Origin of the sequence: Dyadobacter sp. CY327, from assembly GCF_021390415.1 — a bacterium.
Taxonomy (GTDB): domain Bacteria; phylum Bacteroidota; class Bacteroidia; order Cytophagales; family Spirosomataceae; genus Dyadobacter; species Dyadobacter chenhuakuii.
This window is the reverse complement of sequence record NZ_JAJUXJ010000007.1, coordinates 1,305,410-1,331,993: the sequence shown is the minus strand read 5'-3', so window position 1 is coordinate 1,331,993 and position 26,584 is coordinate 1,305,410. Positions and strand designations below refer to the sequence as shown.

The window sequence follows — 26,584 nt, the reverse complement described above, 5'->3', positions numbered from 1 at the left end:
TAACAATGGATTTTTACAATAGGATCGGCGGGGTCGTTTTTAAATTTGTGTCTATAAAACCAATCAACCGCTCAGACGACATCAAATTATGAGACCTTTACTACTCACATTAACAGCGATAATCGCGATATGCACTCTGTTTTCCATGCGTAATGCAGACGAGTGGACCCCGATGCTCGATAAAGACCTTTCTCAGTGGGAAAATTATCTGAGCTACAATCACAAGCCCGGTTATAATGGAAAAGTACCAACTGATGCGAGCGGAAAACCCATTGCGCCCATTGGCTATAACAAAGATAACGGGAGGGTTTTCTCAGTAGATAATACGTCCGGATCCCCGGTATTACACGTAAGCGGCGAGACTTACGGCTGTTTGTTTACCAAAAAATCCTACAAAAATTATCATCTCAAACTGCAAATGAAGTGGGGCGAGAAAAAATATGAGCCGCGAAAAGACAAGCTCCGCGACTCGGGTATTTTATATCATTCCAATGGCGAAGCAGGTGCTGAATACTGGCGCTCATGGATGCTTTCCCAGGAATTCCAGATTATGGAAGGGCATATGGGAGATTTTTGGTGCCAGGCCAATTCGGCCATCGATATTCGATCTTTTCCCTCGGAAGGCGTAATGAACCGGGTTGCGGATCATAAACAACCCTTTGGTACATTCAAAACAGGAAGCGATTACTATTGCATGCGCTCTGAAAACCACGAAAGTCCCGCTGGCGAATGGACGACGCTTGAACTGATTTGCTTTGAAGGAAAAAGTTTGCATATCGTTAACGGCCACGTGGTTATGGTGCTCAATAATTCGCGTTACATTACACCGGACGGTAAGAATGTGCCGATGACCAGCGGGAAAATCCAGCTGCAAAGTGAGGCCGCAGAAGTATTCTATCGCGACATCCTGATCAAAGAACTTACGGCAATGCCCAAAGATTACGCAAGCTTATTTTAACACCATATAAAGCAAATAGACCCCGCAAGAATATAGCGGAGTCTATTCGACTAATTTCAGCCAGAACAACATTTATTTAGCCCGGCCTATGGTTGGGTTTTTCTTTGGTTTTACCAAATACCAAACTGCCAGAACCACCGGAATGCCCAGAGTAAGCCAGGAAAGCAAATCGTACAAACCGTCTCCGGTAAGCGCCGATAAAAGTCCTATTGCAGATAAAATTCCGATAATGATGGGAAGTCCCCAGACTTTCCAGAAAACACTTTTTACCATAATCCGGTACGTTTGAAGTTAAACATTTTCACTATGCGCCTGAACTGTCAGGATTTCAGTATCATTTTTGTCCAGCCTTTTGATGTGCGCTTTAGTGGCTATATTTCGTGCAAACCATAAGTACAAGCCGCTGCCCAGGATCACAATGGTGGCGATATCAAACAACGCCCAGATGATTTTAAGCGGCAGTCCGCCATAATCCCCAAAATGCAGTGGCTGGGAAATGAACAGGGCATTTACAAACCATGGCATATCGCGCAGGTCCGTCAGCACTCCCTTTTTAGCATCGATCAGTGCTGGCTTAATAATGCGCTTCGTCAATGGTGTATTTCCTTTCACAAAAACTGCATAATGGTGTTTGCTTGAAAACGGAGTTCCGGGATAAGCGATCAGGGACGGTTCCATGCCGGGGGCTGCCTGTTTGGTTAATGTAACAGCCTGATCAACAGAACTTAATTTTCCTGACAAGGGTGATGCATTGATGTAAGGCGCCGTCATTTCTGCAAGCTGACCCTGCTGCCAAAGGCCCAGGACGATTTCCGAGGCAGTGTTAATAACACCCGTAAAGCCTACAACAACTCCCCATACGATGGTCACAACGCCGAGTAAGTTATGCAGGTCAAGCCATTTGAGCCGGGTAGAGCGCGCCGTCCGGATCATACCGAAATCAAACCGTTTCATGATCGGGCCGTATAGCATGATGCCGGAGACAATGGCTGCTATAAATAACAACCCCATTACGCCGAGGAATAATTTGCCGCCGATTCCCATAAACATATCCACGTGCAGCTGGAACATGATATACATGAAACCTTCCTGGTAATTGGGTGTTTCCAAAACCTCAGCCGTATGGTCATCCACGATCACCGTTGTGTAATTATCTGGCGCCGCGTTGATGGAATCCGAAAGACTGAATGCCGTGGTGTTTGGCTCATGTTCATCCCAGTAGACGTAACGGATCACCTTTTTCGGATAAGTGGCCAATGCCGTTTCTACCAGTTTGTCCAGGCTGGCCTTGGGCGTTCCTGCGGGCACTTGTTTCGCCATGTGCGGCTTGCCTTCCAGCTCTTCGATTTCTTCATGGAAGATCAGCGGAAGACCGGTAAGGCAAAGCATAAGCAAAAATGCCGTGCATATCAGGCTCGTCCATTTGTGGATCTGGAACCAGGTCTGGATTTTTTTGACAGAGCTCATATTGTTGAATGCTGTTTTGGTTGATTAATTATTCACTCAGTTTTGCAAATCCTTGAATGGATCCGTCATGAGCAACTTTGAACACAGAGGTTGCTTTGTTGCCGTCTACAACATAATATCCATCCTCATTCACGGTGGTTACGGTGGTGGTGCCGCTGGTTGTTACCGTGCCGTTCCGGACCCACAGGTAAACTTTGCCATCAATTTCAGTGATGGCCTGTTCATTGGCATATGCATAATCATGCAGCGGCATTCCTTCAATTTTGGTAATCTGTTTTGAAGTCATATCGTAAGTATAGTATTCAAAAATACTTGCGGTAAGATTGGAATAGTCTGTTTTAAGCGGCACCGTAGCCATTTCAAAATATAATTTTCCACCTTTTACCAATGCTGTTGCAATGGAGTTTCCCGCTTTCAGCGCTTTTGTAGAATATACCCAGGTTTTGTCAAAATCGGTTTCGCCCTTTTTGATACGGATGATGGACGGATTCGAAAACGCAGAATTTCCCAGTCCCGTGCTATAAAGATATAAAGCACCATCATCTCCGATTGACCACATTTTGTTTCCCGATGATCCCCAGCCGATGCTCTTCAAACCATCATATTTGATCGTTTTCTCATATTTATCTGTCGCCAGATCCACCACCGCAAATTCGACTGCATTGAAAACGTCATCGCCATAACCGCCATCCTTCTTGGTGCCGTACGTGATCCCAACGAATAATTTCCCTTCTTTCGCAGCGATGGTATGCTGGCCTACTGCCTGATATTCAACACCGTCTTTCTTCACCACAGACAAATCCACTTCACCCGTCCCAGGCAATGTTAACCCCATCGGGTCGGTCCCGGTGCGACCAATGTTCGTAGAAACCACATTAAATTCCACAAGATGATTTTCCGCAGCCTGATAGCTCAAATGGGTCCGTGAGGTGAAATAGGAGAATTTTATGTCGGACAAACTTCCCTGCATGGAAATTTCTCCCAGGCGGGAAGGACTGGGAATAAACCTGCCATACCAGTCGTAAGTGCCTCTTGCTGTGTCGACTTGCGCAGTATGAATGTTGCTGGCGGTGAGGAACTGATCAATCCCGAGCCGGCCAAACTTCTTGCGATAGCGAAGCGTGGGAATCACCGAATGCTGCCTGCTAACCGACGCGCCAAATGGCTGCGACATGCTTGCGCCATATTGATTCTGCCTGTTAATGTGAAACCACGTCACACCAACACGAAGCTCATCGACCCAGCGCAGATTGGTCAATCCTGCGTAACCTTCTGTATAATAGTTGGTAAACTGATTGTGGAACAAACGCACTGTGGCCGGCGTACGTGCAGCTGTTTCCTGGTCTGTAACAGTGACATCCACTTTATAATTGTTATCGGAGCGGTTTAGAAATGCGTCTGCACCCACGAAAAAGTGGCGGGTCGTGTCGCTGTATAATGCGTTTAATGATGCCCGGTGGGTGTTAAAGGAGGCAATTTCATAAGATGCTTCCGCATAACGGTAAAGCGACTTTTTGGTAACCATATTCACCGCCCCGCCCAACGCGTCTGCGCCTAACGCAGTCGGTAGTACGCCTTTATACACTTCCACGCGTTCGAGCATATTCACCGGCACGAGCGAAATGTTGTATCCTGCGCCCAGATAATCGAGCGGAATGCCGTCACGGAAATTTTTAATAGCGCGGTCCTGAAAACCATTCATCATGATTCCGGAATTGGAACCTAGTCCGCCCGTCTGCCGAATGCGGATCCCCGCCGAGCGGTTCATGAGTTCAACCAATGATGAAGGTTGCTGCTGAACTGCTTTGGTATTGATCACCTCGGCTTTGATCGGTTGCAGTTTTGCTTGCTGCGTTTCGGATTGCCCCATCACCTGCACCTCCGAAAGCTGGGTTTGGTCGTCGAGCAATGTGAAAGTAATACTGCCTTTTCTGATGTCTTTCCGGGCAATAGTGCGCGTTAGTTTTTTAAAGCCAATGTGTTGTATGTCAAGTTTATACGACTCCATAGCAGGCGCTGTAATCCGGAATGCGCCAAGGCTGTCGGTTAGCGTGCCGTTAACTGTATTCATCACAGTTACAGAGGCGCCGGGTAAAGGATTTCCCTGGCCGTCCTGCACAATTCCGGAAATGATAGTGGTTCCCTGACCAGCCGCTGGCAACCGCATAAAAAGCAGCATTATAAATAAAAGTGGAAGGACTGGGAGAGATTTTGTCAACTGTGTATAAATTTGTTAATTAAGACTGTTTAAAAATAAGTGCAAAGCTACGGGTGGGTTGACTCGGGCGGTTAACGCCATCTGCACTTTTAATGACGCTAAAAGCAGGAGTTTCGGATGAAAATTTTTTTAGAAAATGATCTTACACACACATCGGAAAGCGATTTCCCTTATCTGCGAATGCATTTCGAAAGCTGCGGCTCACATTCCCTGCTATTTTATCCCGGATCACACAGCAAGGCGAATCTTCTGAAACAGTCTGGTCCGGACAGCATTGAGATTGAGCTTTCGCTCGATTTCCTGAAACGCGTTCTTCATAATGATCTTGAAATCCTACGCGATTTTGGCAAAAACATTGAAATAAATCTGCCTGCGATCATGGGTAACCGGAGCTTTCCGATTACACGTCCTATGAAGCAAATCCTGGCACAAATCGAGGAATGCAGCCTCTCAGGCACATTGCGAAGACTGTTTATTGAAGCAAAAGTCGTTGAGCTGCTCACCTTGCAGATCAGTCAGATCAACGCGTTGCCGGCGGAAAAGAAGGTCTTAAAGAAAATGGACATTGATAAATTGAACGAGGTAAGGGCGCTTTTGCTTGCAAATATTCATAATCCTCATTCCATTGAAGAGCTTTCCAAAACCGCTGGCATTAACCGCACCAAATTGCAGGAAGGTTTTAAAGAATTATTTGGAACGACCATTTTTGGGTTTATTACAGATATCCGTCTCGAAGAAGCCCGGCAAAGAATCCAGGACAGAAGTGATGCAGCTTCTATTGCTGAAATAGCCGCATTGGCAGGATATAAAAATCCGCAACATTTCACAGCCGCATTCAAGCGTAAATTCGGATTTTTGCCAAAAGACTTAAAAGGATAGCCGGCCCGATGCGGAAAACGAATTCAGACTTACCTTTACAAGCCAGCTATTCAAAGAAAATTAGCCTAAATCCATATTGTAATCGAAGTGAAATGGCGTACAAGCAACGGGAAAATGATTACCATTAAAAAGCCGGGCAGTGGCCGGGCGATCACGGCTATTAGTGTTAACGGAAAGGAAAATAAAGGCTATTTTATTCCCCACGACCTGTTCAAAAACGGGGGAGAGGTTGAGATCGTTACAAAATAGAAAGGTGTATAAATGGAAAAGACCATGCTGCTTTAAAGCAACATGGTCTCTTCTCCTGCCGGCGCACCATTCGACTGGGCTTCTATTTCATCGATCATAAAAGCCATCTGCTTCCGGTGCTGCTTCAATGGTGACGTATTAAGGTCTGAATTTTCTGCCAGTTCCAGCAGGACATCGTACTCGGCTATGATTTTATGATGCACGGCAATGATCTCGGCCAATGCCAGATCAAAGTTACCGTGCCGGTTGTCGATCGTGATCGGTTTGCTGTCTGAATCCAGGATACAGGCATCCCGCATGTGGCATTTGAGCGCATCGTAGAAGTTGGCCATTTCCTTTTTGAACAAGGAACAAACCATATAATCCTGGCTTAGCAACTTTCTTAGCGAAAACGGAATTTCCTGCCCCATGGTCACGGTCAACATTTTCTGCTGCGTTTTGTAAAGACGCCAGATTTTGATCACCTGCTTAACAATCGCTTTCACGTTTTCCATAATGAGTGAATGTTTTGCAGAAGTCTACAATAATTGTTCCAAAATCTTTGATTCTGAATACATTATTGTGCGGGCAAAATAAATTCAATTCGCTTCCACGTGTTTCTTGAAATTATTGAGGATCGCCTGCCAGCCATCCCGCTGCATATCTGCCGGGTTGGTTTGTTCAGCATCAAAAATTTCCGTTACTGTGGTGCTGTCGCCATGTTCTGTGAAGGTTACCTGCACCGTTCTACCATCTTCCATACCATATTCGATCACCTTTTCCGGAACTACATTGGAATAAATTCCCCCAAAATCGAAACTGAAACTGCCGTCTTTTGCAGCCATGGTGGTCCTGAATTTGCCGCCGGTGCGGACATCATTTTCTGCCGACGGCGCATGCCAGTCGTCCGATGCAAAACACCATTGCGTAATGTGTTCAGGTGCATTAAAATGTTCCCAGACTTTCGCAACAGGCGCATTAATAGTTGTTTCGACGGTGATTTTTTGAGCTGCGGTTTCCATAATCGTTTTTGGTTTTTTTTAGTGAATTAGTATGTTGCAAAGTTGAAAGAAATCCGGGAAACAAGCAGGTGCCGATTATGACAAATATGCGGGTGCGTTGCGTCAATTGGCAAAAGTGTTTTAAAAAGTCAGGACCGGGTGCCGGAGATTTTCCTGTCAGCCTTGAAGAGCTTTTTGATCTCCGTTTGATGCTTCCCTTTTTTTAGCTCATACGCCAGGGAAATGACGAGTTCTTCTTCGAAATTGTGATGCTGATAAAGATAAAACCGACCATTTTTTAAATCGGCAATTTGCGAATAGATCGTTGCATTGTCAATCGCACGTTGCGCAGTCTTGGACAAGATTTCTTTAAAAAGCGGAACCGAAACCAAATTTTTCCCTAGCAACATTTCGGCCGTATTGTAACGTTGGCAGGGCTCCTGGTTGGCTGTTCCATACTGTAAACTGAAATTGGTAACGGCCTGGTAATTCCTGCGCTGGTCCGATTTGCGAATGATGTAGTTAGCGTGAATCAGGGCGTAATCGCCACTTGCATCTGCCACCAAAACCTGTGCGCGCTCCTGCCAAACCAGGTTAAACCGCTTCACCAGACGGATTACTTCGTCCACTGTGGCACATTCTGCCAGTGCTTTATTGACAAAATATCCTTCAAAATCGGGCTTAGCAGCATCACGCTTGATCGGGATTTCCTGCATAAGCGCGGCTGCATCCCAAAATAACCCTTTGTCATTCATGCCGCCTTCCGGGAGCTTTTCCTTTACACCCCAGGTTACAAACCCGTTCTTTTGCTTTTTGCCAGGGTAAAACCATAAAAATGTTTTCAGGGAAGGACTGGAATCTTCATTGTTACCGACCAGTGTGGTTCTGCCATCGGATGCTGTGAATACTGTGCAGGCAAATGTTGGGGTACAAAGGGAAAAGGCAAGGGCTAGCAGCCTGAGTAATTTGAAATTATACATATGATTAGCTTTTTTGTTTACACAAAAGTGATGTCGTTTGTGGGATGCGGCAGAAGGAAATCTGCGAATGCCGCTTTTCCTGGCAGATCTTACCGATCCTTTCACGCCGGTAGGTTATGGACGAACCATTCTGATGTGCTATTTCAGCCTCTGGGTTTTTGATCGTCTTTTCCAGCACCATCAATATGGCTTGGCCGTGTTGGCGCTCATGATACTTATTGCAATGGATGTGATGGTCCGCTACATCGTTGAGCAGCTTTTTCTCGGACCTTTTTTCGATATCTGGCAATATCCCAGAGGGATTGGAATCTGGGATTATTTTGGAGAGAATGTATTTTTCAGTGCGTTGGGGATCTTTTTGTGTTTTTTGCTTAAAACCGTCAATGATTATTTTCGCCACGAATCCATGCGGCGTGAGAAACTGGTTATGGAGCTGGCTTATCTAAAATCGCAGCTTAACCCGCATTTTCTTTTCAACACGATGAACAATCTGTACGGTTTGTCGCTCTCCGAACCAGAGCGGACACCGGATGTTATTCTGCGGCTAGGCGAGATGATGCGTTATATGCTGTATGAATCGAATGAAACTCTTGTTCCGGTCGATCGCGAGATCGAATATCTTACTGGCTTTATTGAACTGGAAAAATTACGTTATCCCGCTGAAACGTACGTTCACTTTACGTTGGAAGGAAATGTAAACGGCATTATGATAGCGCCCTTGCTCTTTATAACCTTTGTAGAAAACGCTTTTAAGCAAGGCCAGTTACGAGACCCGGCATTTCCGGTGCATATCAGCCTGTCAATATCAGGCTCAACGTTACGTTTCGAAACAAGTAATCAGATCACGTTTCAGAATCGAGATACAGCTGGCGGAATAGGATTAAAAAATGTGGAAAGGAGGTTGGCATTGCTCTATCCCGGCAAACATATGCTGCGGGTCTGGCAGGAAGCAGATCAATTTCATACTTTGCTGGAAATCAATGTAAACGCGGTAAAGGCAGATTAAATTTAACCCGGGTTAACGCTCAGAACAGTGAACGGACAGGTAATAAGAGCCATAGCGATTGATGACGAACCCATGGCATTGCGGGTGATCGAAAGCCATGCGCATAAGATGAAGCAACTGGATCTTGTCATGACCACAACAAATGCTGTGGAAGGGCTTATTGTCGCTCAAAATCAACATATTAACCTTATTTTCCTGGATATTCAAATGCCCGATTTGACCGGGATGCAGTTTTTGAAACAATTGGCGGGCCAATCAAAAGTGGTTTTAACCACGGCCTACACGCAATATGCGTTGGAAGGATACGACTATGACGTGATCGATTATCTGCTGAAACCCATATCGTTTGACCGTTTCCTGCGCTCGGTTCAGAAAATGCAAAGGTTATTTATAACAAATGAAGCAGCCGGTGTTTCCAACATTGCATTGGAAAATCCTACGAAAACTGATTTTGGAGTCATTTTTATAAAAACTGAGCATAAGCTTGTCAAGGTGGATCATCAGGATCTGCTTTACCTGCAAGGCGGTAAAGATTACACGACCGTCGTCACGCGTTCCGAAAAATTACTCACGCTGACGACCCTGGCTAAATTTGAAGAGAGCCTCCCCGAAGCCTATTTCATGCGCGTACACAAATCCTACCTCGTGGCCCTCACCAAGATTCATTTTATCGAACGCCAGCGGATTTTTATTGATCATGCTGTCATTCCAATAGGAGATTTTTATAAGGAACATGTAATGAAGAAGATAGGAGGCTAGATTGCCACTGGCAAACCCCCGCGCTTTCCACTGTTCATAATCGGACACGATCCGTTCTTCTGCGGACAAAAAAATGATTTGGAATAATTAAAAAAGGCTCGCTACGAAGTGCTAAGCACGTTTTTGGTCACTGGCACGTATTTGTACTATAAAATGTAAACTAATGATGCGGGTGTATGCGCCGAACATATTTGGGAGAGTTTGAAGAACTGGTGTTGCTTATGATCGTGATTCTGGATGGCCAGGCTTATGGCGTGACGGTCAGCCAGGAAATTGAAGAGCATACCGGCCGCGTCGTTACATTCGGCGCGGTCCACAATACACTGATCCGGCTGGAAGAAAAGGGGTTCGTAACCTCCGAACTGGGTGGAGCAACTACGGAGCGGGGCGGGAGGAGGAAACGGCTGTTCAAAGTTACAGCCTTGGGAAGCCGCGCGCTGCAGGACATTCAGCAGCTGCGCAACAAGCTCTGGCATCTGATGCCGGACGGCGCGTTAAAAACAATCGGCTTATGAATGCACCACAGCCTCCACATTGGGCGAAAGTTTTGCTTCGCTGGCTGCACCCGCACAACACGCTCGAAGAAGTGGAAGGAGATCTCGACGAGCTTTACGCTTACTCGGTCCGTCGCAGCGGAAAAACGCAGGCGATACTGCGCTATGTCCTGAATGTAGTTTCCGTCCTGCCGCCATTTGTTCGCCGGCGCCAAAGTAAAACCAACTATGAACAACCATTTATACTGAACCCTGCCATGTTAAAAAATTACTTTAAAATCGCCTGGCGCAACATTATTCGCCAAAAAGCTTACTCCATCCTGAACATTGCCGGACTTTCCATCGGAATGGCATGCAGCATTCTCATCCTGCTTTGGGTACAAAATGAGCTTAGCTATGATCGTTTTCATGCACACGCCAACCGTCTCGTCAGGCTTACCTGCGCGGCAGGTGATTTCAAAGCGGCGGTTAGTCCTGCCGGAATGGCGGGAGGGTTGCGGGCGCAAATGCCTCAGATTGAGACTGCTGTAAGGGTCAGCAAGCCGGTTACCAACCTGATGGAAGCAGGTGACAAGAAATTTCAGGAAAAACGTGTCTTTTTCGCGGATTCTAATTTCCTGCAAGTATTTTCTTTCCCCTTGTTAAAAGGAAATGCCGCAACTGCATTGAAAGACCCAGGTGCACTGCTGATCACGGAGGAGATGGCTAAAAAATATTACGGAAACGGGGAGGCCTTGGGTCAGATCATCCGCATCAACAATAAGGAAAATTTTACCATTGCAGGCATTCTGGCCAATGCACCTGCCAATTCACATTTGCAATTCGACTTCATTATCCCAATGGCAACCCTGGCCAAAACCGACTGGGATTTGCAGAACGACGTTTGGGGGAATTTTAACTTTTATACCTATTTCAAACTGACTGAAAACACCGACATTACGCCTTCCGGTTTGCAAAAATTAGGTGTACAGATCAGCAAGATCCATTTTGCGCACGGTAAGGACAGCGGCCAAACCTTGAAAGTTGATTTCCAGTTGCAGCCATTACAGGATATCCATTTATACTCCAATTTGCAGATTGATTTGCCCGGACATGGTAATGTGCAGTATGTCAATATATTTTTCGTTGTCGCCCTATTCATTTTGGCTGTGGCCTGCATCAACTTCATGAATCTGGCAACGGCACGTTCCGAACGCAGATCGAAGGAAGTTGGATTGCGGAAGGTTGTAGGCGCAGGTCGTTATCAGCTCATTATTCAGTTTTTGGGAGAGTCTCTGATCTTCTCGTTTCTCTCTCTTTTTATCGCCATCGGCATTGTTTTCATTATTCTACCGGTTTTCAAAAATCTTACCGGAAAGGAATTGGGCATTCATTTAACGGATGGGAAATTGTTGGTGAGCCTGGCGGGTATCGCCATTCTTACCGGTCTGATTGCCGGAAGTTATCCTGCGCTTTTCCTGTCAGGGTTTGCGCCTGTAAAAGTGCTGAAAGGGAAAATGAGGGTCGCCGGGGGGAATTTGCTGTTCAGGAATGGGCTTGTCGTGACACAGTTCGTCGTGGCGATTGTGCTGCTGGTCGGCACCGCTGTGGTTTACAAACAATTGAATTTTATCAAAAACCGTAATCTTGGTTTTGACAAATCAAGTCTCCTTTACATGCCGATGACGGGCGACATCTGGGCAAAGCAACAAGCATTAAAAACCACATTAGCCCAGAATCCCATGACAGAAAATTTTTCAATTATTTCGGACCTCCCGACGGCGCTTATTTCCGGCTCGACAGATGTTGTGTGGGATGGGCAGACTGCGAACAACCAGATCGTCATTCCATCATTGAATGTTGATGAAAATTTTACATCGGTTTTTAAAACCAAAATCCTGGCAGGACGTAGTTTTTCCAGCGAATTCAAAAGTGACAGTGCCAATTATGTGATCAATGAAAAAGCCATGCAGATCATGGGCATGAACATTCAGAACGCTGTCGGGAAGAATCTTGCGATGTCAGACGAGAAGGGAACGATTATCGGGGTTGTGAAAGACTTTCATTTCAAATCGCTTCAATACGCGATGGAACCGCTGATACTGCGGCTGAATAAATGGGGAGGCGTGGTTGTGGTCCGTACAAAGCCGGGCAGCACGGAAGCGGCCATCAGCGAGCTGGGAAAGATCAGTCAGCAACTCAATCCGGCCTATCCCTTCACCTATGGTTTTCTGGATAAAGACCTCGACAACCTGTATCAGAGCGAGAAGCAAATGGGCAGCATTTTCAATCTTTTTGCCGGACTGGCCATTTTCATCTCGTGTCTTGGACTTTACGGCTTATCTGCATTCATGGCCGAACAGCGGAAAAAAGAAATCGGCGTACGAAAAGTGCTTGGAGCAACTGTAACCGGCGTAGTGGCATTGCTCTCACAGGATTTTCTTAAATTAATACTTATTGCCATCGTTGTGGCGTCTCCCATTGCCTGGTATGCAATGGACAGCTGGTTACAGGATTTTGCTTATCAAACGACCATGGATTGGTGGGTGTTTGTACTAGCCGGGTTAATCGCCGCCTCCATTGCATTGCTGACCGTCAGTTTCCAGAGCATTAAGGCAGCATTGATGAACCCGGTCAAAAGTTTGCGGAGTGAATAAGATGGTGCTGTGATATTCTTTTTTTCAGGATAAAAGTTTTGGATTGATAGCTGGTGCGGTTTCGTCGGGTACGATAATTGTTAACCCCACCGCAGAAAACCGGTCATCAATTCAAAACTAAAAGATCATGAAGAAAGATTATCCATTTTTAAAAGCATTCAGGCTCGGGACAGTCCTGACAATAATGCTGGCATCGCTGGTTGTCAGCTGCAAAGACGGCGATAGCTTATGGGATTCGATCATCCCGGAAACAGACGAAGAACCGACGTCAACACAGATTGAAGGTTACGTATTTTATCCAGCCGTACAAGGCGCGACCGATGCGAACATTGCCCAGCTTCGTGTTCCCGCAGGGTTTAAGATCAACAAATTTGCTGACGGCGTTGGCAAACCAAGGATTTTGGTTGCTGATGCGAACGGGCACATTTATGCATCCGATCGCGAAGCGGGGATTGTGATGTTGCTGACAGATGCCAACAATGACGGTGTTTCGGACGGTGTAAAAACAGTCGCTACCATTAAGCAGGCACACGGACTCTCATTGCACAAGGGCAAAATGTACATTGTGGCAGTTAGAGAAGTATATGTTGCTGATGTGAATGGCGACGGAACACTGGGAGTTCCCAAAATCCTGATTGACGATCTGCCCGACGGAGGCCAGCATCCCAACCGGACGATTGCGTTTGGTCCTGATAACAAAATGTACATTTCAGTCGGCAGCACCTGTAACTCTTGTCCCGAACCAAATCCCGAAAACGCAACCATGTTGAGAGCGGAGGAAGATGGCTCGAACAGAAAAATATTTGCAAAAGGACTTCGTAATACAATCGGTTATGCCTGGCATCCCGAAACCAACGCGCTTTGGGGAATGGACCACGGCATCGACTGGCTTGGAGATGATGAGCAGAAGGAAGAGGTGAACCAGATCGCGCAGGGAGCGGATTACGGCTGGCCGTATATTTACGGTGAAGGCAAATACAACCCCGGCGATCGCCCGAAGGGGGATACGACTTACAAGCAATACCTTCAAAAAACCACGCTTCCCGCACTGACTTATCAGGCACATTCAGCGCCGATGGCCATGGCGTTTTATTCAGGTGCTATGTTCCCGGATGAGTATAAAAATGATGCGTTTGTTGCCATGCGCGGCTCCTGGAACAGAAGTGAGCCAGTAGGGTATAAGATCGTAAGGATGCATTTCGAAAATGGGAAACCCGTAAGATTTGACGACTTCGTGACAGGCTTTATCGTGAACAACAACAAAGCGCATTTCGGTCGCCTGGTGGGAGTTACGGTTCATAAAGATGGCGCGCTGCTATTTTCTGATGATACCAATGGCGTAATCTACCGGGTTTCTTACCAGTAAATAATGGCCTGCTTGACTCGCTGGAACGGTTTTTAGATAAATCATTTATTGATCAACAACGATAAGTAACATGAAACCTGAAATCAAAAGTCTTGCTGGTGGACTGGCCGGTGCCCTGGTCCTCAATATTATTCATGAAGTAGCCAAGAGAATGTCACCAAAAGCACCCAGGATTGATAAGGTAGGGGAAGAAGCGTTAACCAAATCTTTGCATGCGGTGGGAGCACCTGCTCCAACCGGAAAGGCGCTTTTTGGTACGACATTGGCGGCAGACCTGGCGAGCAATGCCATGTATTATGCCATGATTGGAAAAGGATCCAAAGAACATTTGATGCTTCGCGGCGCGGGTTATGGTCTTTTTGCAGGCTTGGGTGCTGTTGGTCTTACACAAAAACTTGGGTTGAGCGACAAGCCTGTTACCAAAACAACTGAAACGAAAGTAATGACGGTTGCCTGGTATTTGCTAGGAGGCCTTGTAGCAGCTTTTGTAATTCAGAAAGTGGGAGAAATGGAAGATTCAAAAGGCGATCTTCTGCCGATTTGAAATACTTTAATACCAAAAAGAATGGCCTTGAATGTTTACATTCAAGGCCATTCTTTTTTGGCTATCATTGGTTTTGAAATTAACTCAGTTTCCAACTGGGTCTTTCAAAATGGCAGGTATATCCTCCCGGATGTTTTTGCAGGTAATCCTGATGTTCTTCTTCTGCATTCCAAAAATCACCCGCAGGAACAACTTCCGTCACGATTTTTCCAGGCCAGATGCCCGATGCCTCCATTTCGGCGATCAACGTTTCGGCAACTTCCCGTTGCGTTTCGTCCAGGTAAAAAATAGCTGATCGATAAGAAGTCCCTATGTCATTGCCCTGCCTATTCTTTGTGGTCGGATCGTGGATCAGGAAAAAATATTCAAGAAGCGCGCGATAACTTAGTTTTTCAGGATCGTATACGATCTCGATTCCTTCCGCATGCGTTCCATGATTCCGGTAAGTCGCATTAGGAACGTCGCCGCCCGTATATCCTACCACTGTTGAAATAACGCCTGGCTGCTGTCTGAAAAGTTCTTCTACTCCCCAGAAGCAACCACCTGCCAAAATGGCTTTTTCAGTACTCATATATTCCGATTTTAATGTTGCAAATACACAGCAACAATTCCGTGCCGTTTATTGCAGAACAGTTTTTTGACAGGATTCGATCACCCACCGCCTACTTTTACTTGGTCGGGATCTTCATTATAGCCGCCGGAACGGTCGGTCATGTTTTCTGCACTTTTAACATTATCCTGGGCAGTTGCATCCTGACCAGCATTATCAGACTGATCATTAACATTCACCTCGCCGGAGTTTTGTGCGTCCGAGTCCGTTTTCCCGGTGTCGGAAGAAAGATACGATTCCAGATCGTTCAGGCCCTTTTCCCAGCCTTCTTCATGGGGTTTCAGAAATTCGGGACCGGAAAATCCTTCCTGCACAACTTTCAATTTGCTGCCTTCACCATCAGGGGAAAATGTGATATCCAGTTTATAACCACTTTCCGATCCTTCATCACTCATATTCCAGACCCATGAATAAGCCAGCTTTTCGTTTGGAACAACTTCACTGTAAGTCCCTGTAATTTCCAAACCTGAATCGCCCACGTAATATTCTACTGCGCCGCCTTCTTTCAGCTCATTTTTGACATCGGTAAGCGAAGCGCCCATCGGGTGCCACCATTGTTTCAAATGTTCCGCCTCAGTCCAGGCTTTGAAAAGTTCTTCCACACTTACATTAAATTGTCGCTCAATTTCAATCACATGTGTTTTTTGCTCCGAATCCATAATCTTTCATTTTTTAGTTTGTTGTAACCGGCAAAAGCGCGGCAAGTAGTCGTAGTTTATAATAACTGTGCCGGTAAGGCAAGCATTTGTCAGGCAGGCAGGAAAATCGTGAATGTTGCTCCCGCGCCTTCTTCGCTGGTAACGGTAATGCTTCCGCCGTGATTGGCTGCCACCCGTTCGCAAATGGCCAGCCCAATCCCCGTGCCTGAATACTGGCTTCTGCCGTGCAGGCGCTGGAATAATTGGAATATCCGGTCTGCATATTGTTGTTCAAAACCGATCCCATTATCCGAAACTTCAATCTGATAATACAAATTAGAGGTGCGTAACACCTTCGCAGAAGCCGGCAACTGAGCATTGTTAAGGATCTTTCCGGTAATCTGGATTACTGGCGGCACATCCGGCTTCCTGAATTTCAGCGCGTTACTGATAAGATTAAGGAACAGCTGGTTCAACTGCATCCGGTCGCCTTCGATCACAGGCAGGTCCTGCACGAAAATTTGTGCGGATGTTTCTGTGATGACCAATTCCAGATCATTCAGCACATCATTGATAACCTTATTAAGGAATACCTTTTCGATGACCTCATTATGAGCTGTAATTCGCGAAAAGGATAGCAAGTCTTCGATGAGATCGGACATGCGTTTAGCAGAACTCTGCATACGCTGCAGGTAAGTCAGGCCATCGCCCAGGTTTTCTGAATATCGCTTTGCCAGCAGATCGGAAAAGGATTGGATCTTGCGGAGCGGTTCCTGTAAATCATGGGAAGCCACATAAGCGAATTGCTGGAGATTCACATTGGATTGCTGCAACAACAGATTCGAGTCCGCAAGCTCATCATTGGTTGCACGGTATTCCTCATTCAGAGATGCAAGCTCTTCGTTCATCACTTCAAGCTGCTGCGTACGCTGTTGCACCTGTGCTTCGAGCGTATTCTTAATTTCCCGCTGGATTGTCACGTCCTGCGCAGTGCCGATCATACTAACCGGCTTTCCGTTCTCGTCATAAAGCACTTTGCCTTGCGCATGAAGAATCCTGGCAAAACCTGTTTGCTCAGCATCCATGGTATATTCCATGTCGAAATGCCCGTCCGATCCCGGAGCGAACGCGTGGTTTACGGCTTCCACAACAGCCGGCAGATCCTCCTTGGAAATGGCAGCGTATACTTTTTCAAATGTAATGGTATCCTCCTTTTCAACACCGAACCAATATTTCAATCGGTCGGAATAGTCAAAAATGCCGGTCGCCAGGTCGATGGAGTACGTGCCCAGCTCAGCCAGTTCAATGGCGCCACGCAAAAATGTTTCGGTTTCTTCAATCTTCTTCCGGCTTAACACCTGTTTCGTCATGTCTGTGGCAACCACGAAAACGCCATTAATGTTACCGGCTTGGTCACGCTGCGGCTGATACGCCAGATCCACATAAATGGTTTGAATCACGCCATCGATGGCAAGATCCACAGGCTGCTCTTTTGAAATATAGGGAACACCGGTGTCGATCACGCCTTGCAGCAGGGCGTCAAACCCTTGTCCCTCAATTTCAGGAATGGCTTCCATCAGCGGTTTGCCGATAATGTCTTCCGGTTTCCGGCCCACCAGCCTTCCGTAGAAAGGGTTAGCCATTGTAAAAGTCAAATTTTCCTTACCTATAATAGCGATGCCAACCGGCGACTGCTCAAACAATTCCAGCAGCTGCATCTGGCTATCTTTAATGCGTTCTTCGAGGTTAACCCGGTTGGTAACGTCAATGGCGATGTCCAGAACTGCGTATACATTGCCATCGCGGTCGTATACCGGGGAGTAGGTAATGTCGTATTTATTATAAGTCATCACGCCTTGCTGAACAATATTGACCTGGGTCCCAAAGCTTTGAAATGTTACACCGGTCGTGTACACATCGTCCAGTATTTTAAGGAAAGCCTGGTTTTCCAATTCCGGCATTACGTCCCGCAGCGGCCGTCCAACAATATCCGGTCCTTTTCCAACTATATCAATAAATGCCTGGTTGGGCATTTCCACAATGAGGTCACGCCCCACAAACAAGCCTATTGCGGCCGGGGCGGATTCAATCACAGTTCTCAGTTTCGCCTCACTTTCTTCATAAGCTTTCTGGGCTTCTGTCTTTGCGGTTGAATCCTCAACATTATTTGTAATGTCGATGAAACTGCCCAGCAGCCGGGTCACACCATTAACGGTAGCATGCGATTGCGCTTTACAAAGCACCCAGCGACGCCCTTGCGAACCAGTCGTGCGAAGTTTTACGGAAAAAGAATGCGGTGCAGGCTGCTGCATCGCATTGGAAATCTCGTTATGAAATGCAACGACGTCTTCCTTATATATTTGATCCAGCAGAAGTTGTAGGTCAATGATATCGCTGCCGGCAAGCTGAAAAAGATTTTTGGTTCGTTGGCATATACGAATATTATTACTCAGGAAATCCAGTTCCCAAGTACCTATGCCAGCGGATTCCAGGGCGAGATTGAGACGTTGTATTTCTAAGTTATTATCAGTATCAAATGAATTAGCCTGGCCTGCCATGTATTACGCGTTTTAGAGCAAGATAGTGAGTGCTCAGTTCCGGGCCTTGCTGCCCGGGAAACAGAGTATGAATGCTGGTGCCAAAAACACTATGCCAAGATTATGTGCCCGTAGTAATCTTAAATTTTTAATCATAAAAAAATCCGCTAACGGTTTGGAAAATATCTTCTTAAATGATTTACTTTGTAATGCAAAGTACTTTTAGGTTATTAAATCAATCCTGCCATTGTTTATGAAAGATCAAATCCTGTTAAATCTCGACAACCCTGGTCAGCTGGAAAGGTTGTACCGGGCAGACAAGCCAACATTCAAGCGCGCATTCAAAACATTGTATCCCGAATTGCAGGAAAACGCCCTGGCTGGTTTCTGGCATGAGCGGCTCAGCTTCGCCAATGATGAAATCTCCTGGGGCAGCCGCAAGGACCTGGTTTTTATCGTTATAGCATCGTTAGTTGCAGGCCTCATTGCAAAAATACCTGCCATATTCGGTGTTAACGAAGAGTTCTTTTATTCAAGAAATATCGGATTTGTGGTGTTTCCGGCATTGATGGTATTTTTTGCCAGGAAAAATAAAATGCACGCTGGAAACATTGCCGTGCTGGCGGGATCAATGGCGGCGGGATTGGTTTATATCAACCTTTTACCAGATGTCAAAACGAGCGATACATTGATCCTTTCCTGCATCCACCTGGTGCTGTTTCAATGGTCTGTTTTGGGCTTTGCATTCGTCGGCGACCGGAGCGATGTGGGCGAAAAGCGGCTTGGATTCCTGAAATATAATGGGGATCTCGTCGTCATGACTGCATTAATCCTCATTTCCGGTGGGATCCTGACAGCCATTACGATCAACCTGTTTGCATTGATCGGGTTTCGTATTGAAGAATTTTACTTTCAGAACATTGGTGTTTTTGGCCTGGCAGCGGCACCGATTGTCGGCACTTATCTTACGCAGACCAATCCTCAGCTGGTAGGCAAAGTCTCGCCGGTGATCGCGAAGATTTTTAGCCCGCTCGTGCTGGTTATGCTGATTGTTTACCTCATTGCCATGGTGTATTCTGGCAAAGATCCGTATAATGACAGGGAATTTCTATTGATTTTCAATGCATTGCTGATTGGTGTGATGGCGATTATTTTCTTTTCTGTTGCTGAAACGACCCGGATATCCAGGAGTAAGGCGGAAGTTTGGGTGCTCTTTGCACTTTCGGTGGTGACGATTATGGTCAATGGCATTGCGTTGTCGGCCATATTATTCCGGATTTCGGAGTGGGGGATTACGCCGAACCGCGCGGCAGTGCTAGGCAGTAACGCGCTGATCCTGATAAATTTACTGTTGGTAACTGGCCAGATATACAAAGTGGTGATCGGCAAAACTGATATAAAAGAAGTAGGAAAAACAATCGGTTACTTTCTGCCCATTTACTTTATATGGACCATAATCGTAACCTTCGTTTTCCCACTGGTGTTTGGGTTTAAATAAAAAAAACCTGCCAGTAAAAAAGGCCATCCCATTTTAATTTTGGGATGGCCTTGAACATTAATTACCAGGGAGGATTTACTAATTATATTCAACATCCAGCTTATATCTCTGTAAAAGTCCTATGAGGTTAGAGCCGGAGAATTTAGATCTTTTTAATCTGTTCAATGTGGGGTCAATGTTGAAATTATGCGCAGTTCGGAAATCCGTTTTTTCTAAAATTGAATCGATAAATCTGGCCCCGTCCAGGTCGCAATTTTCAAAAATTGCTTCGGTTAAGTCTGTTTCTTCAAAATTGGTGCCAATTAATGAGCAATTTTTAAAGCTTGTTTTATTCATATTGGTCTCATGAAAATCAGCATGATCCAATACACATTCAGTGAATGAAAAGGAGAAAATAAATGGATTGCAAACGGAGAAATTGACGTCATCTATTTTGCAATTTGAAAATACAACTTCGCGAAAACCTGTGCCATTTAGCTTGGTTTGAGTGAAATCGCAATCCGTAAAATGACACTCAATAAAGTTGTTGCCGCTCAGGTCACTGCCTTGAAAATTACACCTGATAAATTCGCAGTTAATCCAGGTCCGGTCCTGTAAATCTTCTTCGGCAATAAATACATTTTCAAAATGGTCGTTCTGGCGAGTGGACGGTTCAATGGATAGGTTCATGTTGTAATAATTAAAATATGACATGGCTTTTGAAATCATGACATTTAACTGAGGATTTACCCTAATTTTATCTTTGTTTTAATGTGTATTTTGCCCGGTATATCAGGCAATTTCCTCTTCTTCCGGAAATCTTTTCGCTAATTTTCCAACCGTAAGTCCCTGAACGATAATCGAGAACAAAACGACGAAGTAAGTGATGGCCAGGAAGATATCCTTATTCAGATCCTTATCGATCGATAGCGCCAGGGCGATAGAAACACCTCCGCGCAGGCCACCCCAAACGAGGATTGCAATTGATTTTTTTCCAAACTTATTTCTGAACGGAATAAATTTCACCGGAAGATAAATGGAAATAAAACGTGCGAGCAACACCACCACAATGGCGATCATTCCGGCTGTCATAAACCTTTTCAGATCAGGAATCAGCAATAATTCAAAGCCGATAATAAGGAAAAGAATGGCGTTCAGGATTTCATCAATTAATTCCCAGAACTTATCAATGTAATCGCGTTCCATGTCGGAAACCGCGCCGGGGTTTTTACCATAGTTACCCACAACAAGTCCCGCTGCAACCATCGCAAGCGGACCCGACATATGCAATGCCTGCGCCGCCAAATGTCCGCCCATGACGATTGCCAGCGTGATCAGAACATGTACATTATAGCCATCGACTTTGTAAATCATTTTAGATCCCACAAATCCGAGCGCGAGTCCCAGCGCAATCCCACCCAATGCTTCCTTTACAAAAAGCATCGTAATGCCGCCAAAAGTAGTGTTCACTTCTTCGCCTCTCGCAAGGGCGAGCATCAGGATAAAGATCACAACGGCCATCCCATCATTAAAAAGTGATTCACCCGCAATTTTGGTCTCGATGGATTTGGGTACGCCAGCCTGTTTCAAAATCCCCAAAACTGCGATCGGATCCGTAGGAGAAATCAAGGCACCGAAGACGAGACATTGTATCAGCGGCACGTGCAGGCCGGTCAGTGGCAACAGATAATAGATTAGAAAACCGATGATAAAGGTTGACATCAGCACGCTGAGCGTGGAAAAGATAATGATCGGGAGCCGCTGCTCGCGCAGGTCTTCAAGGTGAATGTGGATTGCACCTGCAAATAGCAGGAAATTCAACATGGCGCCCATGAGAATTTCCGTTAGGTCCACACTGCCGATGAGGGTTGTAATGCGCAGAAACGTTCGCGGGAAAATGGTGTCCGTAGCGATCAGACCAAGCGAAACGAGTAAGGCAATGACCATAACGCCGATGGAAGGCGGCAGTTTGAGAAACCGTGAATTGATGTACGAAAATATGGCCGAGAGGACAATTAAGGCCGAAAATGAATAGTATAACTCCATGCAATAATTTTTAGATCAATCTAAAATAACAAATTCCTGACCGCAAAATCAATCTGAAAACGGCTTTCCGGCAAACTCTAATGGTATTCTAATATCGATGGCGGTGGTTTGCGTAACGACTTTTTGGCCAATGTTTATTAGGTTTACACCCCCGAAACCTGACCTCGTTCATGACCGTATGAGACGATTTTTACCTGTCTTTATTCTGTTGTTTTTTCTCATGGCGTGCCATGCTAGAAAGGAAAATAATGCGGCTGAAATGAAGGAGCCGCCCGTTTCCACGCAGTCGGGCAGGGAATTGGCGGCGACGCATTGCAGCCGTTGCCATGCATTTGTGCCGCCGGAAATATTGGGAAAATCAAACTGGAAGAAAGTGCTTCCCGACATGCACGAGCGCATGGGCCCAAGCCTGGCCAAAGCCGACTGGCAAAAGATCGAGCAATATTTTATCTCTCAGTCGCCGGACTCTGTTGCGCCGCCGATCCGGGCAAGTAAGCTCCAAATGGGTTTGGGCCATTTCAAATACAGGGAAACAACATTTTCCCACCGGCCGGCCATGACTTCCATGGTGAAGATCCTGCCTAACAATCGCGGCGTCGTATATAGTGATGCGAAAGGCAAAAGCAATGTGCTCACTTTCGTGAAACCCGACCTGAGTGAAAATTACAGCATGCGCCTGGAATCGACGCCGATTGACTTTTATGAAAAAGGAGAGGAGCTGTATCTGACCATGATCGGTAACGGGATCTTTCCAACAAATGCCCGCGACGGTGCGGTGCAAAGGCTCGTTAAGAATGGCTCTGAAAAAGGCTTCAAATCAGGCAATGTTGCCATTTCCAATTTACAGCGGCCTGTTTCGATGGCTTATGGTGATCTTAATAAAGACGGTTTTGAAGATGTTGTGGCGTGTGAATTTGGCAATGAGAACGGGCAGCTGGCCTGGTTTGAAAACAATGGCCGCGGCGGTTATGACAAACATGTGCTCCGGGAGAAACCCGGCGCGGTCTCGGTGGTGATGAAAGATGCCAATCTGGATGGCTTAATGGACATTTACGTCCTCATGGCGCAGGCGGATGAAGGCGTTTTCCTTTACATGAATAAGGGTTCAGGGAAGTTTGAGGAAAGGCGGTTGCTGTCCTTCATGCCGCTCAACGGTTCGCAGCATATGGAACTCGCCGATTTTAATAAAGATGGTTTTGACGACATTATCTATGTATGCGGAGACAATGCGGACAAAACACCCATTTTGAAAAACTACCATGGCATTTACATTTTCCTTAACGACGGAAAATCCAATTTCCGCCAGTCCTATTTTTACCAGATGAATGGCGCTTACAAAGCACTGGCGCGGGATTATGACCTCGATGGCGATCTCGACATTGCTGCCATTTCGTTCTTCCCGGATTATGCGCGTTACCCCGAAGAGAGTTTTATTTATCTGAAAAATAAAGGAAACCTGAAATTTGAAGATTACTCATTTCCCGAAGCGATCAAAGGCAGATGGATGACTATGGACGCCGGTGATATGGATGCGGATGGCGATGTGGATCTCGTTTTGGGATCATTCGTCCATTTCCTGCCGCTGGGGGATCAGACAGGTCTGGGGCAAAAATGGTTGCAGGAAGGGCCTTCTGTGATTGTCCTGGAAAACAAAATCCGGTAAGCAATGGCAGCTTACCGGATTGCTTAGTCAGTTATTTTTCAACTTTTCCGAGCGGTCGTGCATGTTTTCCTGCACGTTTTTGTAAGTCATCACCGAGATCCTCCCGCGCAGCTTCGGCGACCTTTTCCAGCTCTGCTACAACTTCCGGATATTGCGAATACACGTCATAGCGCTCAGCCGGGTCACGCGTAAGATCGTAAAGTGCCTGGGGAATGGCGTGATCTTCGGGTGCGGGTCCTGGCTGGCCGTCTTTGCCGGGCAATGATCCTTCATAAGTCCGTCCCGGATGCGCGAAGACCAGTTTCCAGTTGTCCTTCCGAACGGCTTCCAGGTTATTTTTACGATAATAGTAAAGGAAATTTTCGCGTGGCTTTTTGGATTCATCACCTTTCAGCAGATCGGCGAATTCAATGCCGTCGATCTTTTCCTTGGGCAACTTGGCACCGGTTAATTTTACCAAGGTGGGCAGGATATCAATGTTTGACAAAAGCTTGTTGGAAATCCTTCCGGCAGGCACCACGCCCGGCCAGCGGATCATGGCCGCCACACGCTGACCACCTTCGTAGGATGTTCCTTTTCCTTCCCGGAAACCACCGGACGAACCTGCATGGTCGCCATAATTGAGCCAGGGACCATTATCACTTGTAAAAATCACAATGGTGTTATCGTCCAGCCCCAGATCCTTCAATTCCTTCATAATCTGCCCCACCGACCAGTCCAGTTCCGAAAGCACATCGCCAAAAATCCCGCGCTCGCTTTTTCCTTTGAAATTAGCGCTCGCAGCCAGCGGAACGTGAGGCATCGGATGCGGCACATAGAGGAAAAAAGGCTTTTTCTTATTGCGCTTGATGAATGAAACGGCTTTTTCCGTGATCGTCGGCGTCAGCGCGCTTGCATCGTTCAGGTCTTTAATCTCCTTCACTGGCTTGTTTCCGTCGATCCAGTAAAGCGGCGGATATTGTGCCTGCTTTTGCCATGGATGCAGCGGCCACATATCATGCGAGTAGGGGACGCCGTAATATTCGTCAAAACCCTGCTGTTTCGGCAAAAATATCGAATCGCTTCCCAAATGCCATTTGCCAAAAATTCCGGTTGCATAACCATTCGCTTTCAGCAATTCGGCAATGGTTTCTTCCTGCGGATGCAGTCCCAGACCTTGCTTTGGCCCGAATGCACCGTAAACACCAACCCGGTTTGGATAGCAGCCTGTAAGCAAAGCGGCGCGGGAAGCACTGCAAACGGCCTGTGCCGCCATAAAATTGGTGAAGCGCGTTCCTTCTGCTGCGAGCTTGTCAATGTTCGGTGTTTTATAACCCAATGCGCCTGTGACGGTTAGGTCGCCATAACCGAGATCGTCGATGAAGAACAGGACAATGTTTGGCGTTTTGGCCGCCGGTTTCGGAGCCATTGCCGCAAGGAATGCGGCAGCGCATAAGGCAACCGCAGGGAAAACGATAAACTTTAAACTTTTACTAAAACGCATATTACCAGCCAGGGTTTTGGGTTAATGTTGGATTTAAATCTCGCTCTTTTTGCGGAATCGGCCACAAATAATGACGGCTTGCATCAAATGTTTTGTTGACAGCAACGACTTCGACCGTTTTCAAAGCACCGCTGGCATCCTTATAAGTGATTCCGTAAACCGGCCCTGGCATTACTTTCTCAGCGGTTTTCCAGCGGCGTATATCAAACAAATGTTGTCCTTCAAATGCCAGTTCAACCGTTCTTTCGCGGCGCACAATGTTCCTCATTTCGGCCTGCGAAGCTGCTTTAACAGCAGGCTGTTTAACATCGCTTCTGCCGTTTCTCACCAGATTGATCGCTGCCAGAACGCTCGCATCAATTTGTCCCAATTCAATTTTAGCCTCTGCATAGGTCAGCAAAACTTCTGCATAACGGAGCAGGATAATGTTGATGCCGCTGTTCACAGGATTCGCAAAGTCATCGGCCAGAACGTATTTTTTAATGTTAAATCCAGTCGTGGAAGCAATGTATGTACTGCCGATCGCATCGGCCGTTCCACTGTTAGGAGCTGGTTTGAAAGCAATGCCGCTTGGTAAAATATCGCCTTCAAGGAAAATGGAGAATTTCAAACGCGGATCGCGGTTCACATAAGGCGTTGCGGGATTATAGCCGCTCGCATTGTCGGTAATGAGCTTTCCGGCAGTGGTTTCATATGTGTCCACAAGTGCTTTGGTAGGCACATACGTGCTCTGGCTGTTTTTCTGACTGTAAGGTGCGAGCAGCGGGAACACATTAATCGGATAGTTGTCTTTGATAAATTGCCTGTCAAATAAAACCTCCTTATTGTTCTCAGCCGCGTAAGTGAAAAGCTTTTCATAAGAACTATACAATTCATAAACGCCCGACTTAATGACCAGATCCGCTTCGGCAGCCGCTTTTTCATATCGACCTGCATATAAACTGGCCCGCGCCGCAAGCCCCAGCGCCGCTCCTTTCGTAACCCTGCCGTTATCCGAAGCCGGGTAACTCGCTGGCAATAATGCAGCCGCTTCGTTGAGTTCTTTGTCAATAAAATCCCAGATTTCAGCAACGGGTTTGTTTTGTAAAGTCCTGGATTCGTCGATGGTTATGGACGTTGTTACAAGGGGAACACTGCCGTATAAGCCAGCCAGTTTAATGTATTGGTAAGCGCGCAAAACCTTCGCTTCGCCTTTCAGCTGATTGATCAGTGCCGTGTTGCCGGAAGGCACTTTGTCCACGTTTTCGAGGAAGTAGGAGGTGGCGCGGATGCCCCGGTAAGTGCGTTTCCACTCATTATAGATCTTTGAGCTCGTTCCATCGTAAGTGCCGAGCTCTACATAAGCCTGCACATCGAAGTTCTGGTTCGTATGCGCGATCTCAGTAAGTGCGTCCCAGCTGATGATGTTGGTGCTGTCGAGGTCTGTGTATAAAGCATTAACAGCAAGTTTTGCATCCGTTTCGGTGGTCCAGAAAACGTCTACGGAAAGCCGGTCATTCGGGAATGTTTCGAGCAGATTATTGTCGCACGACATCAGCAGGCCAGAGGAGACAGCAATGCCGGTAATGATATGTTTTAATGTAATTGATTTCAT

The 26,584-nt window shown here is 46.3% G+C and carries 24 protein-coding genes; 11 read left to right on the top strand and 13 right to left on the bottom strand.

The genetic code is table 11. From position 1 onward, the window contains the following. The first annotated feature begins 88 nt into the window (after positions 1–88). Positions 89–958, top strand: a complete 870-nt coding sequence (locus tag LZG74_RS21915; RefSeq protein ID WP_233798627.1) for a DUF1080 domain-containing protein — start codon at positions 89–91, stop codon at positions 956–958. Positions 959–1,030: 72 nt separating this feature from the next. On the opposite strand, the gene LZG74_RS21910 is transcribed toward LZG74_RS21915, so the two are convergent. Genes LZG74_RS21910 through LZG74_RS21900 form a run of 3 tightly spaced genes read right to left on the bottom strand, consistent with a single transcriptional unit; the run spans position 1,031 to position 4,592 of the window. After that, positions 1,031–1,231, bottom strand: a complete 201-nt coding sequence (locus tag LZG74_RS21910; RefSeq protein WP_233798626.1) for a hypothetical protein — start codon at positions 1,229–1,231, stop codon at positions 1,031–1,033. An 18-nt stretch (positions 1,232–1,249) separates the two neighbouring features. Beyond that, positions 1,250–2,425 carry a PepSY domain-containing protein gene (locus LZG74_RS21905; RefSeq protein ID WP_233798625.1) on the bottom strand — a complete coding sequence of 392 codons (1,176 nt, stop codon included), beginning with the start codon at positions 2,423–2,425 and terminating at the stop codon, positions 1,250–1,252. A 28-nt stretch (positions 2,426–2,453) separates the two neighbouring features. Then, complete coding sequence (locus tag LZG74_RS21900) at positions 2,454–4,592, bottom strand: carboxypeptidase-like regulatory domain-containing protein (protein WP_233798624.1); 2,139 nt, start codon at positions 4,590–4,592, stop codon at positions 2,454–2,456. Positions 4,593–4,760: 168 nt separating this feature from the next. Between LZG74_RS21900 and LZG74_RS21895 the strand changes: the two genes are divergently transcribed. Beyond that, positions 4,761–5,522 carry an AraC family transcriptional regulator gene (locus LZG74_RS21895; protein ID WP_233798623.1) on the top strand — a complete coding sequence of 254 codons (762 nt, stop codon included), beginning with the start codon at positions 4,761–4,763 and terminating at the stop codon, positions 5,520–5,522. A 114-nt stretch (positions 5,523–5,636) separates the two neighbouring features. Beyond that, positions 5,637–5,771 carry a hypothetical protein gene (locus LZG74_RS26300; RefSeq protein WP_255699512.1) on the top strand — a complete coding sequence of 45 codons (135 nt, stop codon included), beginning with the start codon at positions 5,637–5,639 and terminating at the stop codon, positions 5,769–5,771. A 32-nt stretch (positions 5,772–5,803) separates the two neighbouring features. Here the strand turns inward: LZG74_RS26300 and LZG74_RS21890 are convergent, their stop codons facing one another. The 3 genes from LZG74_RS21890 to LZG74_RS21880 form a co-directional block, all read right to left on the bottom strand. Continuing rightward, positions 5,804–6,265: a hypothetical protein gene (locus LZG74_RS21890; protein WP_233798622.1), complete on the bottom strand. Its 462-nt coding sequence runs from the start codon at positions 6,263–6,265 to the stop codon at positions 5,804–5,806. Positions 6,266–6,349: 84 nt separating this feature from the next. Beyond that, entirely contained in the window at positions 6,350–6,772 is a 423-nt protein-coding gene (locus LZG74_RS21885) for an SRPBCC family protein (protein WP_233798621.1), read from the bottom strand. A gap of 128 nt (positions 6,773–6,900) precedes the next feature. Continuing rightward, complete coding sequence (locus tag LZG74_RS21880; protein WP_233798620.1) at positions 6,901–7,731, bottom strand: carcinine hydrolase/isopenicillin-N N-acyltransferase family protein; 831 nt, start codon at positions 7,729–7,731, stop codon at positions 6,901–6,903. 37 nt (positions 7,732–7,768) lie between these two features. On the opposite strand from LZG74_RS21880, the gene LZG74_RS21875 reads away from it, so the two are divergent. From LZG74_RS21875 to LZG74_RS21850, 6 genes are all read left to right on the top strand, one after another. Beyond that, positions 7,769–8,737 carry a sensor histidine kinase gene (locus LZG74_RS21875; RefSeq protein WP_233798619.1) on the top strand — a complete coding sequence of 323 codons (969 nt, stop codon included), beginning with the start codon at positions 7,769–7,771 and terminating at the stop codon, positions 8,735–8,737. 27 nt (positions 8,738–8,764) lie between these two features. Continuing rightward, positions 8,765–9,496, top strand: coding sequence for a LytTR family DNA-binding domain-containing protein (locus LZG74_RS26450; protein WP_233798618.1), 732 nt, complete (start codon positions 8,765–8,767; stop codon positions 9,494–9,496). 176 nt (positions 9,497–9,672) lie between these two features. Next, complete coding sequence (locus LZG74_RS21865; protein WP_233798617.1) at positions 9,673–10,011, top strand: PadR family transcriptional regulator; 339 nt, start codon at positions 9,673–9,675, stop codon at positions 10,009–10,011. Beyond that, the gene (locus LZG74_RS21860; RefSeq protein ID WP_233798616.1) at positions 10,008–12,626 is read left to right on the top strand and encodes an ABC transporter permease; all 2,619 of its coding nucleotides are present in this window, start codon (positions 10,008–10,010) and stop codon (positions 12,624–12,626) included. Before LZG74_RS21865 ends, LZG74_RS21860 begins: the two co-directional genes overlap by 4 nt. Positions 12,627–12,753: 127 nt before the next feature. After that, positions 12,754–13,992, top strand: a complete 1,239-nt coding sequence (locus LZG74_RS21855; RefSeq protein WP_233798615.1) for a sorbosone dehydrogenase family protein — start codon at positions 12,754–12,756, stop codon at positions 13,990–13,992. A gap of 70 nt (positions 13,993–14,062) precedes the next feature. Beyond that, entirely contained in the window at positions 14,063–14,536 is a 474-nt protein-coding gene (locus LZG74_RS21850; protein WP_233798614.1) for a hypothetical protein, read from the top strand. 79 nt (positions 14,537–14,615) lie between these two features. On the opposite strand, the gene msrA is transcribed toward LZG74_RS21850, so the two are convergent. The 3 genes from msrA to LZG74_RS21835 form a co-directional block, all read right to left on the bottom strand. Continuing rightward, positions 14,616–15,107, bottom strand: a complete 492-nt coding sequence (msrA, locus tag LZG74_RS21845; RefSeq protein ID WP_233798613.1) for a peptide-methionine (S)-S-oxide reductase MsrA — start codon at positions 15,105–15,107, stop codon at positions 14,616–14,618. Positions 15,108–15,187: 80 nt separating this feature from the next. After that, on the bottom strand, positions 15,188–15,805 hold the full coding sequence (locus LZG74_RS21840; RefSeq protein ID WP_233798612.1) for an SRPBCC domain-containing protein: 618 nt from the start codon (positions 15,803–15,805) through the stop codon (positions 15,188–15,190). An 89-nt stretch (positions 15,806–15,894) separates the two neighbouring features. After that, on the bottom strand, positions 15,895–18,342 hold the full coding sequence (locus tag LZG74_RS21835) for a PAS domain S-box protein (RefSeq protein WP_233798611.1): 2,448 nt from the start codon (positions 18,340–18,342) through the stop codon (positions 15,895–15,897). Between the two features lie 232 nt (positions 18,343–18,574). Here LZG74_RS21835 and LZG74_RS21830 point away from each other — a divergent pair, with 232 nt between their 5' ends. Next, complete coding sequence (locus LZG74_RS21830; RefSeq protein ID WP_233798610.1) at positions 18,575–19,819, top strand: hypothetical protein; 1,245 nt, start codon at positions 18,575–18,577, stop codon at positions 19,817–19,819. A 78-nt stretch (positions 19,820–19,897) separates the two neighbouring features. Here LZG74_RS21830 and LZG74_RS21825 read toward each other — a convergent pair whose 3' ends face one another. Beyond that, entirely contained in the window at positions 19,898–20,512 is a 615-nt protein-coding gene (locus LZG74_RS21825) for a pentapeptide repeat-containing protein (RefSeq protein ID WP_233798609.1), read from the bottom strand. 78 nt (positions 20,513–20,590) lie between these two features. Then, complete coding sequence (locus LZG74_RS21820) at positions 20,591–21,844, bottom strand: sodium:proton antiporter (protein WP_233798608.1); 1,254 nt, start codon at positions 21,842–21,844, stop codon at positions 20,591–20,593. Positions 21,845–22,022: 178 nt separating this feature from the next. Between LZG74_RS21820 and LZG74_RS21815 the strand changes: the two genes are divergently transcribed. Then, entirely contained in the window at positions 22,023–23,507 is a 1,485-nt protein-coding gene (locus LZG74_RS21815; protein WP_233798607.1) for a VCBS repeat-containing protein, read from the top strand. 31 nt (positions 23,508–23,538) lie between these two features. Here the strand turns inward: LZG74_RS21815 and LZG74_RS21810 are convergent, their stop codons facing one another. Further along, positions 23,539–24,915 carry a sulfatase gene (locus tag LZG74_RS21810; protein WP_233798831.1) on the bottom strand — a complete coding sequence of 459 codons (1,377 nt, stop codon included), beginning with the start codon at positions 24,913–24,915 and terminating at the stop codon, positions 23,539–23,541. Positions 24,916–24,991: 76 nt separating this feature from the next. After that, complete coding sequence (locus tag LZG74_RS21805) at positions 24,992–26,584, bottom strand: RagB/SusD family nutrient uptake outer membrane protein (RefSeq protein WP_233798606.1); 1,593 nt, start codon at positions 26,582–26,584, stop codon at positions 24,992–24,994.

Bases quoted from the DNA above. Each gene is read 5' to 3' on its own strand.
- LZG74_RS21900 (WP_233798624.1), bottom strand. From the start codon at position 4,592: ATGCGGTTGCCAGCGGCTGGTCAGGGAACCACTATCATTTCCGGAATT.
- LZG74_RS21880 (WP_233798620.1), bottom strand. From the start codon at position 7,731: ATGTATAATTTCAAATTACTCAGGCTGCTAGCCCTTGCCTTTTCCCTT.
- LZG74_RS21860 (WP_233798616.1), top strand. From the start codon at position 10,008: ATGAATGCACCACAGCCTCCACATTGGGCGAAAGTTTTGCTTCGCTGG.
- LZG74_RS21810 (WP_233798831.1), bottom strand. From the start codon at position 24,915: ATGGCTCCGAAACCGGCGGCCAAAACGCCAAACATTGTCCTGTTCTTC.
- LZG74_RS21905 (WP_233798625.1), bottom strand. From the start codon at position 2,425: ATGAGCTCTGTCAAAAAAATCCAGACCTGGTTCCAGATCCACAAATGG.
- LZG74_RS21840 (WP_233798612.1), bottom strand. From the start codon at position 15,805: ATGGATTCGGAGCAAAAAACACATGTGATTGAAATTGAGCGACAATTT.
- LZG74_RS21895 (WP_233798623.1), top strand. From the start codon at position 4,761: ATGAAAATTTTTTTAGAAAATGATCTTACACACACATCGGAAAGCGAT.
- msrA (WP_233798613.1), bottom strand. From the start codon at position 15,107: ATGAGTACTGAAAAAGCCATTTTGGCAGGTGGTTGCTTCTGGGGAGTA.
- LZG74_RS21830 (WP_233798610.1), top strand. From the start codon at position 18,575: ATGAAAGATCAAATCCTGTTAAATCTCGACAACCCTGGTCAGCTGGAA.
- LZG74_RS21910 (WP_233798626.1), bottom strand. From the start codon at position 1,231: ATGGTAAAAAGTGTTTTCTGGAAAGTCTGGGGACTTCCCATCATTATC.
- LZG74_RS26300 (WP_255699512.1), top strand. From the start codon at position 5,637: ATGATTACCATTAAAAAGCCGGGCAGTGGCCGGGCGATCACGGCTATT.
- LZG74_RS21820 (WP_233798608.1), bottom strand. From the start codon at position 21,844: ATGGAGTTATACTATTCATTTTCGGCCTTAATTGTCCTCTCGGCCATA.
- LZG74_RS21815 (WP_233798607.1), top strand. From the start codon at position 22,023: ATGAGACGATTTTTACCTGTCTTTATTCTGTTGTTTTTTCTCATGGCG.
- LZG74_RS21865 (WP_233798617.1), top strand. From the start codon at position 9,673: ATGCGCCGAACATATTTGGGAGAGTTTGAAGAACTGGTGTTGCTTATG.
- LZG74_RS21890 (WP_233798622.1), bottom strand. From the start codon at position 6,265: ATGGAAAACGTGAAAGCGATTGTTAAGCAGGTGATCAAAATCTGGCGT.
- LZG74_RS21855 (WP_233798615.1), top strand. From the start codon at position 12,754: ATGAAGAAAGATTATCCATTTTTAAAAGCATTCAGGCTCGGGACAGTC.
- LZG74_RS21835 (WP_233798611.1), bottom strand. From the start codon at position 18,342: ATGGCAGGCCAGGCTAATTCATTTGATACTGATAATAACTTAGAAATA.
- LZG74_RS21915 (WP_233798627.1), top strand. From the start codon at position 89: ATGAGACCTTTACTACTCACATTAACAGCGATAATCGCGATATGCACT.
- LZG74_RS21850 (WP_233798614.1), top strand. From the start codon at position 14,063: ATGAAACCTGAAATCAAAAGTCTTGCTGGTGGACTGGCCGGTGCCCTG.
- LZG74_RS21825 (WP_233798609.1), bottom strand. From the start codon at position 20,512: ATGTCATATTTTAATTATTACAACATGAACCTATCCATTGAACCGTCC.
- LZG74_RS21805 (WP_233798606.1), bottom strand. From the start codon at position 26,584: ATGAAATCAATTACATTAAAACATATCATTACCGGCATTGCTGTCTCC.
- LZG74_RS21885 (WP_233798621.1), bottom strand. From the start codon at position 6,772: ATGGAAACCGCAGCTCAAAAAATCACCGTCGAAACAACTATTAATGCG.